We start from the raw sequence: 15,120 nt of genomic DNA, 5'->3' as shown, positions 1-15,120 counted from the left end.
CTTCGATAAGGAAACCGGTCTACACTACAACTACTTCCGCTATTATGAACCAGAGACTGGCAGATACATCTCGCCGGATCCGATTGGGCTTGCGGGGGGAATCAATGTCTGGGGCTATGTGGGTGGGAATCCAGTTTTGAATTTTGATCTGCTGGGTTTGGAACTAATTTCGTTTGAGGAAGGGCAACGGATTACTGAAGTTGCTAGAACTTGGTCAGGAGTACCTTATTATGAGAATGGTGGTGCAAGGTCAAGTCGAGATAGAGCTGATTGTTCTGGGTCTATTTGGAAAATCTATGAGGAGGCAGGTTATCCTTATGAATATTCAAATTCTAAAATGTTTCTGGATAACCTGCGTTTTAAGCCTGTTCCTTATAATAAGCCTCAGCCGGGTGACGTAGGACAATGGAATGGTCATGTATTAATTTTCGATCCTAAAGCAGGCGCTAGGTATGATTCCTGGTCTGCTCGCAGACTAGGGGTGCCATTTGGTGCTGCTCAGATAACTTGGTGGGAAAAATCAATGGGGACAGTAACATGGTATCGATATGACAAACCAAACAATAATATTAAGTAGTAAGCATATAATATTCATACTCTTAGCTATTGTATGCTATGTATCATTCAATCACAGTATCTGGGCTAAATCCCTCACTGCAGTTGATGCTGTAAGGATTGTCGCGGAAAAATTTTGCCTCGCTGAATTCGAGGGTGATCCAGATATGCGAATGGATATTGCAAAATATACAACAAGCCGACGAAAAGAAGAGAGCAGAAAAGATCCTGAATTACTTGGAAAAGTTATTGCATTTGAGGCGGATCCAATTTTTGTTGTTAAGTCATTTGAAATCACAAATATTTTAGTTAAAAAAATACTGCGGTTGTAACCGTTGTTTTTGATCGGATAGCAAAAAGTATGGGTAGTGGATTACCTGGAAGAAAGATAATTGCTGATGATTTGAAACAAGATGTTGTAAAACTCCGGTTAATTCGCGATCAAGAAAAATGGTGGATTTTGGATCCTCCAATACCACGGGTGTCAGTAAAAGCGTTACATCAGTTTTATAAAGATAGAATTGATAGCATGGCTGACTGGATTTTTACAAAGCGAGCCTCTGGGTCTCAAAAAAATAATTATGAAGAAATGAATAAAACTTTAGAAATATTGAAGTCGTTAATGGTAAGTAAGTAGAAGGATGAGCTTGCATCATCCTTCCGCACGGACGGCTCAGTAGATAAATTCTCGCGGAATGGATATAATTTGCTGAATAATTAGTCTTTACAACAAAAAGCAAAAAACATTCTATCCATTCATCTCTTCACGATTGCCTGCGTTGTTAAATCACGAACCACAGTCTGTCTTAAATCCATTGCTGCCATTGCGCGCAGTTCAGATGAAATGACACTAAGAAACCCAATAATGCATTCGGCCTATTCGTCTTATTAGCCTTATCGATTATTTATAAATTTATTAATTCTGGAGGAAAAATGAGTCACACGCTTTATGAAACCACCGTTCAGCGGGTACAACGCTGTGAATTGGCCGTTCCAGGTTCCAGCCCGGGCATGTTTGAGAAAGCACTGAACAGCGGTGTTGACTTCGTTTTTCTTGATCTTGAAGATGCCGTCGCGCCGGACGATAAAATTCAGGCGCGTAAAAACATCATCCAAGCGCTCAACGATTTGGATTGGAAAGGACACGGCATTACCGTTTCCGTGCGCATCAACGGCCTTGATACACAATACATGGTGCGCGATGTGGTGGATCTGGTCGAGCAAGCCGGAAGCAAGATCGACACGCTGCTGATTCCTAAGGCCGGTGTCTATGCAGACATCTATATGGTACAAGCCATGGTCACCCAGCTCGAAATGCAACAAGGGTTGAAAAACCGCATCGGTCTGGAAGCATTGATCGAAACCGCGCTCGGCATGGCCAACGTGGAAGACATCGCGCGTAACGGCGCGGCCGGACGATTGGAAGCATTGCACTTCGGCGTGGCTGACTACGCTGCCAGTAACCGCGCCAGAACCACCAACATCGGCGGCTTGAATCCCGATTATCCCGGCGATCAATGGCATTTCGCCATCAGCCGCATGATCGTGGCTTGCCGTGCGTACGGTTTACGGCCTATCGACGGGCCATTCGGCGATATCAAGGATCCCGACGGTTATGTGCTGGCAGCCAAACGCGCCGCCGCGCTGGGTTGCGAAGGCAAATGGGCGATTCATCCGACGCAGATTCCGCTGGCCAACGATGTGTTTACGCCACCCGAGCGAGAAATTGAGAAAGCTAAACGTATTCTGGCTGCACTCAAGGAAGCCGCCGCGCAAGGCAAAGGCGCCGCTGCGCTGGATGGCCGCTTAATCGATGCGGCTTCTGAAAGAATGGCCAATAATGTGGTGAAAGTCGCTGAAGCGATTGCAGCAAAAAACGGTTAATGAATAAAGGCCGCTCAATGCGGCCTTTGTCTTTAGGGCCGGATGGTTTGAAACGATAAAAATTAACGTATTAATGCGATTGTTGAGGAAATTGAAGTGAATATTCACGAATATCAAGCAAAAGAAATACTGGCGGAGTACGGCGTCAAGATCGCGGAAGGCGGTCTGGCCTACACCGTCGAAGAAGCGGTGCAACGCGCTCGCGAAATCGAAGGTAATGTCTGGGTCGTCAAAGCGCAGATCCATTCCGGCGCGCGCGGTAAGGCGGGCGGTATCAAAGTCTGCAAAACGCACGCGGAAGTCGAACAAGCCGCTGAAGCGCTGCTTGGCAAAAAACTGGTAACGCACCAAACCGGTCCGGCGGGAAAAGTCTGCACCCGCTTGTACGTTGAAGCCGGAACGCAAATCGCCAAGGAAATCTATCTGTCGTTCATGATCGACCGCACCAGTGAACGCGTGATCATGATCGGCTCGGCGCAAGGTGGCATGGAAATCGAAAAACTCGCCGTGACCAATCCGGAAGCGATCATCAAGATTTATGTCGAACCCGCGGTCGGATTGCAGGATTTTCAAGCGCGCAAAATGGCGTTTGCGCTGGGTATCGATGCAGCGCAACTGAATCATGCGGTGAAAACCATCAAAGGCTGTTACCGCGCATTGCGCGACCTGGACGCTAATATTCTGGAAATTAATCCGCTGGTTGTTACCGCGAATAACGACATCATCGCACTCGACGCCAAAATGGTGTTCGACGAAAATGCCTTGTTCCGCCGCCATAAAATCGCCGAACTGCGCGACAACACGCAAGTCGATCACCGCGAAGTCGCTGCGGCTGAAGCCGGTTTGAGCTACGTCGGTCTGGATGGCGACATCGGCTGTATGATCAACGGCGCGGGCTTGGCGATGGCCACAATGGACATGATCAAACTGGCTGGCGGCGAACCCGCCAACTTCCTCGATGTCGGCGGCGGCGCATCTGCTGAGCGTACCGAAAAAGCATTCCGTCTGGTGCTCGCCGATGCCAACGTCAAAGCCATGCTGGTGAACATTTTCGCCGGGATTAACCGTTGCGACTGGATCGCCGAAGGCGTGGTGCAAGCCGTCAGAAACATCGACATGAAAATCCCGCTGGTGGTCCGTTTGTCCGGCACCAACGTAGAAGAAGGCCGCCGCATCATTGCGAACAGCGGTCTGCCGATCATCACCGCCGAAACGTTAGCGGAAGCTGCGGAAAAAGTCGTCCGCGCCCGTAACGACGTCGTCGCAAAAGCCTAGGAGTTCAAAGTGGCGATATTAATCAACGAAAAAACACGCATCATCGTTCAAGGGTTTACCGGCAGAATCGGTACTTTTCACGCGCAGGAAATGATCGACTACGGCTCCAACGTGGTCGGCGGCGTTACGCCCGGTAAAGGCGGCCAAACGCATCTGGGCTTACCGGTATTCAACACCGTTAAGGAAGCGGTCGAGCAAGCCGGTGCGGAAGCCAGCATTGTGTTCGTGCCGCCCGCGTTCGCGGCGGATTCCATTATGGAAGCTGCCGACGCCGGGATCAAATACTGCGTTTCGATCACCGATGGCATTCCGACGCAAGACATGATGACAGTGAAGAATTTCCTGCGTCGTTTTCCGAAAGAAGACCGCATGCTGCTGACCGGCCCGAACTGCGCTGGAACCATCAGCCCCGGCCGCGCTATGCTCGGCATCATGCCTGGCCATATCTATATCCGCGGCAACATCGGCGTGGTCGGCCGTTCCGGCACGCTGGGCTATGAAGCCGCCGATCAAATGCGCGCGCTTGGCATCGGTATTTCCACCTCAGTCGGCATTGGCGGCGACCCGATCCCCGGCAGCTCGCACCGCGACATCCTGGAACGGTTGGAACAAGACCCGGAAACCAAAGTCGCGCTGATGATCGGCGAAATCGGCGGCCCGCAAGAAGTCGAAGCCGGACGATTTGCGAAAGAAAACATGAGCAAACCGCTGGTGGCTTACATCGCCGGACTGACCGCACCCGAAGGCCGCCGCATGGGTCACGCCGGTGCGATCATCTCCTCCGCCGGTGAAAGCGCCGCCGAAAAAGTCGCGATGCTGAAAGAACTCGGCGTCACCATCTGCCCTACTCCATCGCTGATGGGACAAACGGTCGCGGAAGTGCTGGCGAAGCTGTAATTCTCAAATCGTAGTTGTTGTAAAAATAAAAAACCGGGAGCGTGCTTCCGGGTTTTTTGTTTGGTCAAGTGAAAATTGCGGTGTTGACAGTTAACAGTATCGATGCAAGAAATCTCAGGGTTGTTTGCAGAGAGTGTTGATTAAAATAAGCGTTGAGTGTTTCGTAAGGGGTTGCATTATTCAAACTCATATGGGGCTTTTACGGTATTGTAGAAGTTAATGAAACGGAAAAGCAGAATGCGCCAATCGGCGCTATCCTTAAAGCAAGTTGGCTATGCCACATATCCATTAGCGTGCGGATGACTCGTTCGGCTTTGCCGTCAGTTCCTTTAAATTCCCTACCGTTATTGGAATAAGCACGGTCGATCTGATGCAGACATTGGGCAATGACAGTGTCTATGAGAAAGCTAGCTGTGCTGTGCTGAGTTCGGCATACAGCCCCCTGGAGAAGTCGTCGATGGCCACAAACAGATATTCGCGAGATTCATTGGCGGATTGTCCTTTCAACAAGGAAAGCCGCTTGGTATCGAAGTGAACAAGCTCGCCTGGGTAAGACTTGTTATAGCGCTTGGAGTAAATTCCTGGAGTCTCGCGAGTTTCAGTACATCATAAATCGTTGGCCGGCTGACATGGAAGCGTTCCACCAAATGCGCTACCTTCCACAGCCGGGTTTGATATAGCCGCCAGATTTCCTGGCGATCCAATAAAGTTAATCGTTATGTATGCTCATCTACAGTATTCTTCCAAATACTGTAAACAACGCTAGTGATTCTTACACTTGAAACATCCTGCAATATAGATCAAAAAGAAATTAAACAAACAACTCATTTTTCACCAATTTAACCCAATACGCCGCGCCCAACGGCAAAATCTCATCGTTAAAATCGTAGTTCGGATTGTGCAGCAAGCAACTACCTTGCGAGCTGCCGTTGCCGATCCAGATGTAGCAGCCGGGTTTTTGTTGCAGCATGAAGGCGAAGTCTTCGGCACCCATGCTGGGAGTTGGTGCAGTGTCGACGCATGGCTCACCGGCAACAGCGATGGCGGCGCGGATGGCGCTGGCGGTTTCTTCCGGACTGTTGATGGTCACCGGATAACCGGGGTTTTCGGGGTTGAACAGGATGTCGGCGTGAATTCCAAAACCCTGCGCGACGCTTTGCGCCAGTTGACGGATGCCTTGTTCCAGTTGATCGCACACGGAATTTTTGAAGCTGCGGAAGGTGCCGCGAATGACGGCAGTATCCGGCAGCGCGTTCCAAGTGTTACCGCCGTGTATTTGCGTAACGCTGACCACAGCGGAATCGGCGGGATCGATCCGGCGGCTGACGATGGTTTGCAATTGTGTGACCAAGTTCGCCGCTACGATCAGCACATCGTTGCCGAGATGCGGCATGGCGGCGTGGGTGGCTTGGCCTTTTAAGGTGATTTCAAAACAATCGAACGACGCCATCATCGGACCGGTTTTAACGGCGAAATGACCAGCGGGTACATCCGGGAAGTTATGCATGCCAAACACCCGCTGCGCCGGGAATTGCTCGAACAAGCCTTCGTCGATCATTTGCAACGCCCCGGCACGGCATTCTTCCGCCGGTTGGAAAATGAAATACACGGTGCCATCGAAACGACCATGCTTGGCCAAATAATGCGCGGCACCGAGTAGCATGGCACAATGCCCATCGTGGCCACAGGCGTGCATTTTGCCGCTTTGGCAGGAAGCGTGATCGAAGCGGTTTTGTTCCTGGATATAAAGCGCATCCATATCGGCGCGCAGCGCAATGCTGTTACGGCTGTTGCCACGGCGCAGTACGCCTACGACACCGGTTTTCGCCAGCCCTTGATGTACTTCGATCCCGGCTTGTTGCAGTTGCTCCGCAATCAATTGGGCCGTTGCGGTTTCTTCAAACGCCGTTTCCGGGTGTTGGTGAATGTATCTGCGCCAACATTGCATGTCGGCCTGTAATGCTTGAATTTCCGGGGCAATGTTCATAGTTAATTAAGAGAAATTTGTAGTCATTCTTTGGCCGGTGCATGTATGCTACGGCCAAAGAACTTGCGGTAACTTACTGATCAACGCCAGCTCAGCACCACATAGCGCGACACCTCATCATCGCGCACCAATAACAGCACTTTATTATTAGCGCTGTTTTTTATCGCCTGATCGAACTCGGCAGCGGTATTGACGGCTTTACGATTGACTTCGAGGATTACGCTACCGCGGCCGATACCCGCCATCGTAGCGACCGATCCCGGCGCCACTTCAGTCACGATCACGCCTTTTCCGGCTTTGATACCCAGTTGTTTCGCCAGATCGGCGGTAATCGTTTGTACCACGATGCCCAATTTCTCGCTGGCTTGCGATGATTCTTGCGCGGCCTGCTTGTGATCGCTGAGTTTGTCGACTTTGACCGAAATGTTGCGTTGCTTGCCGTCGCGAATGATATCGAATTCCACTTTACTGCCCGGTTGCGCCAATGCAACTTGATTGCGGAAGTCACCGGTATCGCTCATCGGTCGCCCCTGATAGTTCACGATCACATCGCCGGCTTTGAGTCCTGCCTTGTCGGCGGGCGAATTCTTTGTCACTTGCGCAATCAAAATGCCCTTGTCGTTCTTCAAATCGAAGGATCTGGCCAGGTCGGCCGTCAGCGGCTGGATCATAATGCCGAGATAGCCGCGTTCCACTTCACCTTTCTCGATCAATTGATTGGCGATACGCCCGGCCAGGTTGATCGGAATGGCGAAACCGATGCCCATGTAGCCGCCGCTGCGGCTAAAAATAGCGGTATTCATGCCAATCACTTCACCGTCGAGATTGACCAGCGGTCCGCCGGAATTACCGGGATTAATCGCAGCATCGGTTTGAATGAAATCTTCATAATCGTTAATACCCAACGAAGTCCTACCTTTCGCGCTCACCACACCGACCGTCAGCGTATGGCTCAACCCGAAGGGATTGCCGATGGCAACTACCCATTCACCCACTTCCAGCTGGGAATAATCACCGATTTGCACAACGGGCAGGCCGCTTGCTTCGATTTCGATCACGGCGATGTCCGACTTAGGATCGGTGCCTTTGATTTTTGCTTCAAACTCACGGCCATCGAGAAACTTGACGCTGATTTTGTCATTCCCTTCGATTACATGATTGTTGGTCAGAATGTAGGTTTTGTTATTATTGGCGGCAAAAACGAAGCCGGAGCCTTGTCCGACCACAGCACGCTGTCTTCCCTGTTGCTTGCCTCCCGGCGCATTGAAACGCGGCATATCCGGGAAGCGGTCACCAAAAAAACGCTTAAACAGATCATCGCCGAACGGCCATTGCTGCCCGTCGCCAAACGGCGATATTTGCGCCACTTCGGTTTCCCGTTCAACCTGGATCAACACCACCGACGGCGAAACCTTGCGCGCGACTTCCGCAAATGCCTTGCTGGTTTGGCGCAGACTTTCCACGCCATTGCCCTGCTGCGCCAATAAATCAACCGGCATCAGCAGCGCCAGCGTCAACAGCAAAATAAAATTACGATATCCAAGCATGATTTGCTCCTCCGATCAGCAAAAAAATATTTGATAGATTAGACCAGCAATAGTTTGGGGCTGAGGATACAAATTACAAGTAACCTTCGTGCCGTGATTAAATCTGATAGTATTTTTTATTTCAGGATGAAAACACATGATTATTGTTATTTCACCGGCGAAAACACTGGATTTTGAAACACCCCCCTTGACGCAAGCGCATACACAACCGGATTTTCTCGACGATTCGGCGATGCTGATCAATGAACTGAGAAAACTGGAGCCCAGCCAAATCGGTGCGATGATGTCGATCAGCTCTAAATTGGCCACACTCAACTCCAACCGTTACTTCGCTTGGAATCGCCCGTTTACGCTGAGAAACGCCAAGCAAGCGATCCTCGCGTTCAAAGGCGATGTCTATACCGGCCTGGATGCCGACACGATGACCGGAAACGAACTGGCGTTCGCGCAAGATCATTTGCGTATTTTGTCGGGACTGTACGGCGTGTTGCGTCCGCTGGACCTGATGCAGCCTTACCGGCTAGAAATGGGCACTCAGTTCAAGAATCCGCGCGGCAATAATTTGTACGAATTCTGGGACGATAAAATCACCCAAGCGCTCAACCAGGATCTGGCCAAACAAAAAGATGACATCCTCATCAATCTCGCTTCCAATGAATATTTCCAATCCGTCCAGCCCGGCAAACTCAACGCACGGATTATCACTCCGGTTTTCAAGGATCAGAAAAATGGTGTTTACAAAATTATCAGCTTCTTCGCCAAGAAAGCTCGCGGTATGATGAGCCGCTACATTATCCAGAACAAACTCACAAACCCCGAAGCCATTAAACACTTCGATGTGGCAGGTTACCGCTTCAGTCAAGAAGATAGTCGCAAAGATGAATGGATCTTTACCCGCGCAGAATCACAAACAGCATGACTTTCAGCAAGTATTTATGTGAGTAGAATCAATGCACACCGTGCAATCCATCGAACTGGCAAGAAACTACGTCACTTTATCCAACAATCACGACCTGACGCAGATCGAGCGCCTATTTGCTGCCGATGCCACTTATTATTCTGCTTACTTCGGTGAATACAAAGGCAGCTCGGCCATTCATGCCATGATGGTCAGCTTCTTTGATCGCTTTCCTGATGCCCATTGGGAAGTTACCGGATATCGCGGCATTGAAAATAGTGGTGTGGAATTCGCGTTTACAATGACCGGTATGGATGCTTCTTCCGGAGAGCAGGTAAAACGGCAAGGATTGGAACGCATATACTTCACACCAGAGGGATTGATCAGGCATATTGCCGTCTACAAACCCGGCGATTTTCCCGAGCTTGATTAATAACACGGATCGTTAGAAGCATTGTCTAAATTCGCAGATAACGCTATCCTGACGGGCTATATCAATTTTTGTCTGGATAGGGCCATAAATGACACAAGACGAACAAAAACGAGCGGTTGCAGCAGCTGCAATTCAGCATATTCCTGTGGGTTGTATTGTTGGGGTAGGCACAGGCTCCACTGCTAATTACTTTATTGATGAATTAGCCAAAATTAAAAATAAAATCGAAGGTGCTGTTGCCAGTTCAGATGTAACGGCACAACGCCTCAAAGGGCATGGCATCGAAGTACTGGATCTGAATAATGTCATCGATCTTCCCGTGTATGTCGATGGCGCGGATGAGATCACCGAACATTTACATATGATCAAAGGCGGCGGCGGTGCGTTGACACGGGAGAAAATTGTCGCGGCGGTAGCCCGGAAATTCATCTGTATTACCGATCAAAGCAAATTAGTGAATATTCTTGGCAACTTCCCGCTGCCCGTTGAAGTCATACCGATGGCACGCAGCTATGTGGCGCGTGAGATTGTGCACCTGGGCGGACACCCGGCCTTACGTCAAGGTTTCGTCACAGATAATGGTAATGTCATCCTGGATGTGCATGGTTTGCAAATTATGAATCCGGTGGAATTGGAAGCAACGCTCAATCAGATTACCGGTGTCGTAACCAACGGCCTTTTTGCCCGGCGTCCGGCAGATACGTTATTATTGGGAACAGATAAAGGTGTACGCACCATTACTGTCTGATTAGTATTAAGCGTGGATAATTAAGACCGTAAAGCATCACATACTTCAAATCTTCAAAAGGCAGACCATGGCAACTAAAGAACATATTTCCAAGCAGTTCGACGCTGACCTTGAAGAAGTGCGCACGCGCGTTTTGCAAATGGGGGGCTTTGTTGAAGAACAAATCGAAAATGCGATCGATGCGCTGACCAGTGGCAACGAAGAGCTGATTGATCTGGTGATTACCCGTGATCACCGTGTCAACGCAATGGAAGTTTCGATTGATGAGATCTGCAATCAGATTATTGCGCGCAGACAACCGACTGCAAGCGATTTGCGCATGATCATGATGGTAATCAAGACAATTACGGATTTGGAGCGCATCGGCGACGAGGCTGCAAAAATTGCCCGGATGGCAAAATTGATTTATTCAACGGATCGTATGCACATTCCGCGTTTTAATGAAGTTAAGCATGTTGCCAGTATTGCCATGGATATGCTGCACAAAGCGCTTGATTCTTTCGCCCGCTTGGATTTGAATGCCGCTGCGCAAATTGTGCGGCAGGATGAATTCGTCGATGAAGAATTCCGCTCCATCTTGCGTCAACTGATTACTTTTATGATGGAAGATCCCAGGAAAATTTCAACTTGCCTGGAGATAGTATTTGTCGCAAAAGCCATCGAGCGCATTGGCGATCATGCAAAAAATATGTCTGAATACGTTGTTTATATGGTCAAAGGTAAAGATGTCCGTCATGTGACGGCTGACCAGATTGAACAGGAAATCAGGGAATAAGCTGCCGCCTCATTTTCTTTAACAGACTATTTATAATGGTTTTCTCTAACTAGGTTAGCGGAATGTGAATTATCGATTCCAACAATCTGCAACAGCCCCGCCTGCACCTTGAGCTCCGGTATTACTCAAAGTAAGTGTGCCACATACATCGCCTGCCATAGAGCCTACCGGAACTGCTTGAAGCATGAAAGTATTATTTGCCACTGCTTGAAGCGAAATATTATACTGCGGCGTGCCAGTTCTCGGCGATTGCGTAATAGGTAAAGTAACAGCCACATCATCTCCGCCAGCATTGGCTATACCATCCGCCCCGACTGTTGCATCATACTGATTATTCTGGGAATAAAATCGCTCCATGAATTGAGCGTTTTCATAAAGCAGTGATTTTGCAACAGCTCGGTTAGATTGCCTCACATAGTTTTGATAAGACGGCACAGCAATTGAAGCAAGAATACCTAGAATTGCGACTGTAATCATAAGCTCAATCAAAGTAAAACCCATCACTCTAAATAAACGGGGTGTTGAATCCATAATCTCTTTAATCTCCTAGAATCTAACTTTTATCATGTTCATTGATTTAATATCAATGCATTAACTCTCGCCACGTAACTCGGCCGCGTAATCCGGCAGCACCTTTTGCTGTTGTTGTCTGATCTAGCGTACCATCAGCTTTTGAATACACCAGCCTATCATCATCCGCATGACCTCTGATACGTGTGACACCACCTACAGAAAACCCAATTTCTATGCCTGCAGACAAACCATCGTCAAGCGCAAGAACTCTATTTCTATTGGTATCAAACGCAGGCGAAGAAAGCATCCCTCCAGTCAAGAAATCGACTGCATTTACGAATCCTCTACCTCCGAAATCACAAGGTGATGCGGATGGCACGATACTCGTGAATACAAAAATCCCATCTTCCAAACTAGGCACACCTGTAAGTCTTTCACCACTAACGGGCAGATTCACATACCAGCCCTTAATTGTGGTTGAGTAGGACACCGCATTTTGTGTCGCGATTCTAACTGTTCCATCTGTTTTCACTTGTTGAACAAGCGCACCCGACGTTACCGTTGCTGCCGTATTATTATCCCATACCCCATAGATAGTCTGCGCACTTGTATTTGTGGTATCAGCAGTTTCCAAGTACTTCCCCGTCCCAAATAAAACAAGCTGACCACCTTTCGGGTGGAAACTTACAGAAGGTGGAGAAATAATAGGTTTGGACGTACCGGCCACAAATAAAGGTGTTCGACTAATAGCCACATTCCAGCTCGAAGGTGTAGCAGAGCTCACATCAAATTTCCACAAATTTCCTTTGATATCACCCGCGTATATCACATCGGCCTTGCCATTACCATTGGTATCAAATGGTGTTGGTGTGGAAAGACCATTTCCAGTACCTGCATCGGCGATCAACTTAATGTAATCCGTGCCAACTGTCCAGGCACCATCTTCACCCCCAGAAATAAATAGGATATAAAGAACCGCCTTACCGCCTGCGCTGTTATAACCATTACCAATAATCACAGCCCATTGATTGTTCTCCATCTTGACAATTTGCGTCGCTTGACCGGTGAATGAGTTAACTTGCGGCAGATTGTGGCTATACCCCATATCGCTATCATCAGCATTGGTAAACTCCCACAACAGTAAATTTGCAGCATTCGCAGCAGTAAAAGTTGGCGCTGCTTTCGATGCATCCGCTGGATTAGTAATATCCAAGGCATAGTAGCCTTGACCACCGCCATTCAGCCCACCAACGAGTATACTTCTCCAGCTTGAAGTTGCGCTCGAATAAACATCCCCCGTCATTGGAGATCCATCCACGAAATAGCGGTGATTAGCAGTATAATCCTTGTCTGTCAGTCGACTTAGATTGTCATAAACGGTACTTGGAACATAAACTAACAGCTCTTTACCCGAATCGCCAGTCGCACATCCCGCCGTAACCCCAGCAATGCAAGCATTAAATCCGTGCAGCATCCCGTCATTGGCGCCAACGTATATCATTGGGGTACGATCCTTATAGGTATTTCTGAATGCAGCATAACCGGGATGGTCCACATCGGAATAACCCGCGATGGGTTTTCCTACATAGAGCGGACCGGAGTTGACAATATCACCCAGCTTACTGGTAGGGCGAACCCGAAAATTATTGACAGATGTAGAGCTAGCGCATGTGAATGTCCCACTTGCGCTCTCACGTGCCGAATCTCCTCGCAAAAATGACACTCTCTCGGGGCCGCAATTATCGGTAGTACCGGAAGCATTTTTGTTGAGTGCAGTTTTTTGTGCAGTAGTGAGATTACTATACTCAAATGAAACCCCATCACTGCTGCCCTTTGTAATAATAACTCGAGAAGTTGGAGCAATCGTTCTTGATGCAAGCGATACATCCCCTGCATTCCATTCAGAAGTACCCAATACGCCAGCAGAACTAATTGGAATTGACAATAATTGCCCACTCCAATCGCCACTATTGAATTTTGCCTGATAGACACGCCCATTCGTCGTCAATGAACTGGAATTGGCTGCCACTGCTGATGCTGAGCCGGTCCGTGCCACAATCGTTTTAAGTGCGCTGGTTAATGCATTGGTGAATGCTGCAGGATCAGCAGCACTAAAGAATTCCCCCCTTCCATTTACAGCCGCATGCCACAAATCATCTATTTTTACCGCATCACCCGTTGTCGGATCAGGCCAAGTTTGCGCTCCGGAAGGTAATGCGCTTAGTGTACCTGTTACCCCCAAACCGACAGTGAAAGTCACCAAATGCTGCCAAAATGCGGGATCATGCGGATTGACAGGAACCTTATTCGATAAATCCGTACGCAAATCATTTTTCCAGTATTGCATCGCTGCATCCGCAAGTGTGTTGCTATAAGCATCCGAATAAGGAAGCACCGGAACATATGTATAAGTTGCTGGAGTTGCCGGTGAAGAGTGATTCGTGATGGTAGAACCAGATAAATTGTCGGAATTATCCAAACCCGATATGGAACCCTCAGTCCAGTAGCCATCCGTCATCAAAATATTATAATTCTGCCGGCATACATGCTGTGTACCTCCGGTCGAACCCGGTGTCTGCCCCCATGGACCTTTATCGTCGGTTCTCTTGAAATATTCACCCACTGCCAGCACAGCTTCCCGCAAAGGTGTGCCCGCCGCAGGAATATCATGATCATAAAGATTGGTAAAAAAGCTTGTTCTGTCAGTTCCAGTAAATTGCCTTACACCACTCTTTACAACCGTAGTTGCCACACCATCAATGGTTGTAGAAGACTTATTGATCGCCGCAAATCCCACACGCATGGTATTTCCTTGCGCCGCGAATGCCCTGCCTACCCCTGCACGGGCCAATAAAATACGAGAACGATAGTATGTATACCAATTAGCGAAGTTCTGAATTTCCTCAGCATACGTACAAGTAGGAACGGCAACACAATCCGCGCGGTTTGATCCACCGGTATAAGTAGCAGTCGTCGAAATGATCTTAACTTCCGTGTAACTACTTGCGGCATTGATGCTACCTGAGTTGTATTTAAAATATATAGCAGGATAGAAAGATTTTGACGAACTGGACGATCTGGTACCGTTATCTTTAAGCCAGCTTGCAGTCTGTGTATTGCTAACTGTAAGATTGCGGCAGCCTGCCGCAGTATTGTAGGGATTATGGTAAGCACAGGTAGGATCGGCATTACTCATCAGTGATCCGTCGGCGTTACTCCAAGGCAAATATCTCACCGCCGGGTCATAATAAATTTTATTGACATAGCTGGATCGTAACGATGCAGCGTATCGGTTTGCCGGATCAAAATCGACAACATAATTGTTGTAATCTGCTGCACCATAAACACCTGACGCACGAGGAAACATATAACGCACATCTTGTAGAATCAAATCTTCCGGCATGATTTCGAAATGCATAGACCCGGAATCATCAAGTGTGAACATGACATTGGGAGAAATGTTGCCACCTAGAAAAAGAGGGGTATTTGAAAGGGGGGGTAGCGCCAGGACACTACCCGTCAAGATAGCCAATAAGAAGCCAATCACACTTTTCACTGCAACAAATATTCTCTTCATGATCTTGATATTCCTAACAATTTTTCGTAAA

The 15,120-nt window shown here is 48.5% G+C and carries 13 protein-coding genes and 1 pseudogene; 10 read left to right on the top strand and 4 right to left on the bottom strand.

The window, feature by feature from the left end; translation table 11 throughout:
* Positions 1-10: 10 nt before the first annotated feature.
* The 6 genes and pseudogenes from BLU57_RS00540 to sucD form a co-directional block, all read left to right on the top strand.
* Positions 11-577, top strand: a pseudogene (locus BLU57_RS00540) (RHS repeat-associated core domain-containing protein); the annotation flags it as partial.
* Positions 549-887, top strand: coding sequence for a hypothetical protein (locus BLU57_RS00535; RefSeq protein ID WP_090314922.1), 339 nt, complete (start codon positions 549-551; stop codon positions 885-887). The pseudogene BLU57_RS00540 and the gene BLU57_RS00535, both read left to right, overlap by 29 nt.
* A gap of 29 nt (positions 888-916) precedes the next feature.
* Positions 917-1,192: a hypothetical protein gene (locus tag BLU57_RS00530; protein ID WP_090314920.1), complete on the top strand. Its 276-nt coding sequence runs from the start codon at positions 917-919 to the stop codon at positions 1,190-1,192.
* Between the two features lie 296 nt (positions 1,193-1,488).
* Complete coding sequence (locus BLU57_RS00525; protein ID WP_090314917.1) at positions 1,489-2,439, top strand: HpcH/HpaI aldolase/citrate lyase family protein; 951 nt, start codon at positions 1,489-1,491, stop codon at positions 2,437-2,439.
* 96 nt (positions 2,440-2,535) lie between these two features.
* Positions 2,536-3,714, top strand: coding sequence for a malate--CoA ligase subunit beta (locus BLU57_RS00520; RefSeq protein WP_090314915.1), 1,179 nt, complete (start codon positions 2,536-2,538; stop codon positions 3,712-3,714).
* Positions 3,715-3,723: 9 nt separating this feature from the next.
* Positions 3,724-4,611, top strand: coding sequence for a succinate--CoA ligase subunit alpha (gene sucD / locus BLU57_RS00515; RefSeq protein ID WP_090314913.1), 888 nt, complete (start codon positions 3,724-3,726; stop codon positions 4,609-4,611).
* Positions 4,612-5,422: 811 nt separating this feature from the next.
* On the opposite strand, the gene BLU57_RS00505 is transcribed toward sucD, so the two are convergent.
* Together BLU57_RS00505 and BLU57_RS00500 are read right to left on the bottom strand one after the other, a co-directional pair.
* Positions 5,423-6,598 (bottom strand): M20 aminoacylase family protein, encoded by a 1,176-nt coding sequence (locus BLU57_RS00505; protein ID WP_090314910.1) that lies wholly within the window; start codon positions 6,596-6,598, stop codon positions 5,423-5,425.
* 80 nt (positions 6,599-6,678) lie between these two features.
* Positions 6,679-8,145 (bottom strand): DegQ family serine endoprotease, encoded by a 1,467-nt coding sequence (locus BLU57_RS00500; protein WP_090314908.1) that lies wholly within the window; start codon positions 8,143-8,145, stop codon positions 6,679-6,681.
* A gap of 136 nt (positions 8,146-8,281) precedes the next feature.
* Between BLU57_RS00500 and yaaA the strand changes: the two genes are divergently transcribed.
* The 4 genes from yaaA (at position 8,282) to phoU (ending at position 10,999) form a co-directional block, all read left to right on the top strand.
* On the top strand, positions 8,282-9,064 hold the full coding sequence (yaaA, locus tag BLU57_RS00495; RefSeq protein ID WP_090314907.1) for a peroxide stress protein YaaA: 783 nt from the start codon (positions 8,282-8,284) through the stop codon (positions 9,062-9,064).
* Positions 9,065-9,095: 31 nt separating this feature from the next.
* On the top strand, positions 9,096-9,476 hold the full coding sequence (locus BLU57_RS00490; RefSeq protein WP_090314905.1) for a nuclear transport factor 2 family protein: 381 nt from the start codon (positions 9,096-9,098) through the stop codon (positions 9,474-9,476).
* A gap of 88 nt (positions 9,477-9,564) precedes the next feature.
* Positions 9,565-10,224, top strand: a complete 660-nt coding sequence (rpiA, locus tag BLU57_RS00485; protein WP_090314903.1) for a ribose-5-phosphate isomerase RpiA — start codon at positions 9,565-9,567, stop codon at positions 10,222-10,224.
* A gap of 67 nt (positions 10,225-10,291) precedes the next feature.
* On the top strand, positions 10,292-10,999 hold the full coding sequence (gene phoU, locus BLU57_RS00480) for a phosphate signaling complex protein PhoU (protein WP_090314902.1): 708 nt from the start codon (positions 10,292-10,294) through the stop codon (positions 10,997-10,999).
* 69 nt (positions 11,000-11,068) lie between these two features.
* Here the strand turns inward: phoU and BLU57_RS00475 are convergent, their stop codons facing one another.
* Positions 11,069-11,530 carry a type IV pilin protein gene (locus tag BLU57_RS00475; protein ID WP_090314901.1) on the bottom strand — a complete coding sequence of 154 codons (462 nt, stop codon included), beginning with the start codon at positions 11,528-11,530 and terminating at the stop codon, positions 11,069-11,071.
* 52 nt (positions 11,531-11,582) lie between these two features.
* Entirely contained in the window at positions 11,583-15,089 is a 3,507-nt protein-coding gene (locus BLU57_RS00470) for a pilus assembly protein (RefSeq protein ID WP_090314899.1), read from the bottom strand.
* Positions 15,090-15,120 lie beyond the last annotated feature (31 nt).

This window comes from Nitrosomonas oligotropha (assembly GCF_900106555.1).
GTDB lineage: Bacteria > Pseudomonadota > Gammaproteobacteria > Burkholderiales > Nitrosomonadaceae > Nitrosomonas > Nitrosomonas oligotropha_A.
Note: the sequence above shows the minus strand (reverse complement) of the source record. Positions and strands in the feature narration are given on the sequence as shown.

Excerpts from the sequence above, each read along its gene's own strand:
- phoU (WP_090314902.1), top strand. The coding sequence starts at position 10,292 with ATGGCAACTAAAGAACATATTTCCAAGCAGTTCGACGCTGACCTTGAA.
- BLU57_RS00490 (WP_090314905.1), top strand. The coding sequence starts at position 9,096 with ATGCACACCGTGCAATCCATCGAACTGGCAAGAAACTACGTCACTTTA.
- BLU57_RS00475 (WP_090314901.1), bottom strand. The coding sequence starts at position 11,530 with ATGGATTCAACACCCCGTTTATTTAGAGTGATGGGTTTTACTTTGATT.
- BLU57_RS00500 (WP_090314908.1), bottom strand. The coding sequence starts at position 8,145 with ATGCTTGGATATCGTAATTTTATTTTGCTGTTGACGCTGGCGCTGCTG.
- BLU57_RS00525 (WP_090314917.1), top strand. The coding sequence starts at position 1,489 with ATGAGTCACACGCTTTATGAAACCACCGTTCAGCGGGTACAACGCTGT.
- BLU57_RS00505 (WP_090314910.1), bottom strand. The coding sequence starts at position 6,598 with ATGAACATTGCCCCGGAAATTCAAGCATTACAGGCCGACATGCAATGT.
- rpiA (WP_090314903.1), top strand. The coding sequence starts at position 9,565 with ATGACACAAGACGAACAAAAACGAGCGGTTGCAGCAGCTGCAATTCAG.
- yaaA (WP_090314907.1), top strand. The coding sequence starts at position 8,282 with ATGATTATTGTTATTTCACCGGCGAAAACACTGGATTTTGAAACACCC.
- BLU57_RS00535 (WP_090314922.1), top strand. The coding sequence starts at position 549 with ATGACAAACCAAACAATAATATTAAGTAGTAAGCATATAATATTCATA.
- BLU57_RS00470 (WP_090314899.1), bottom strand. The coding sequence starts at position 15,089 with ATGAAGAGAATATTTGTTGCAGTGAAAAGTGTGATTGGCTTCTTATTG.
- BLU57_RS00530 (WP_090314920.1), top strand. The coding sequence starts at position 917 with ATGGGTAGTGGATTACCTGGAAGAAAGATAATTGCTGATGATTTGAAA.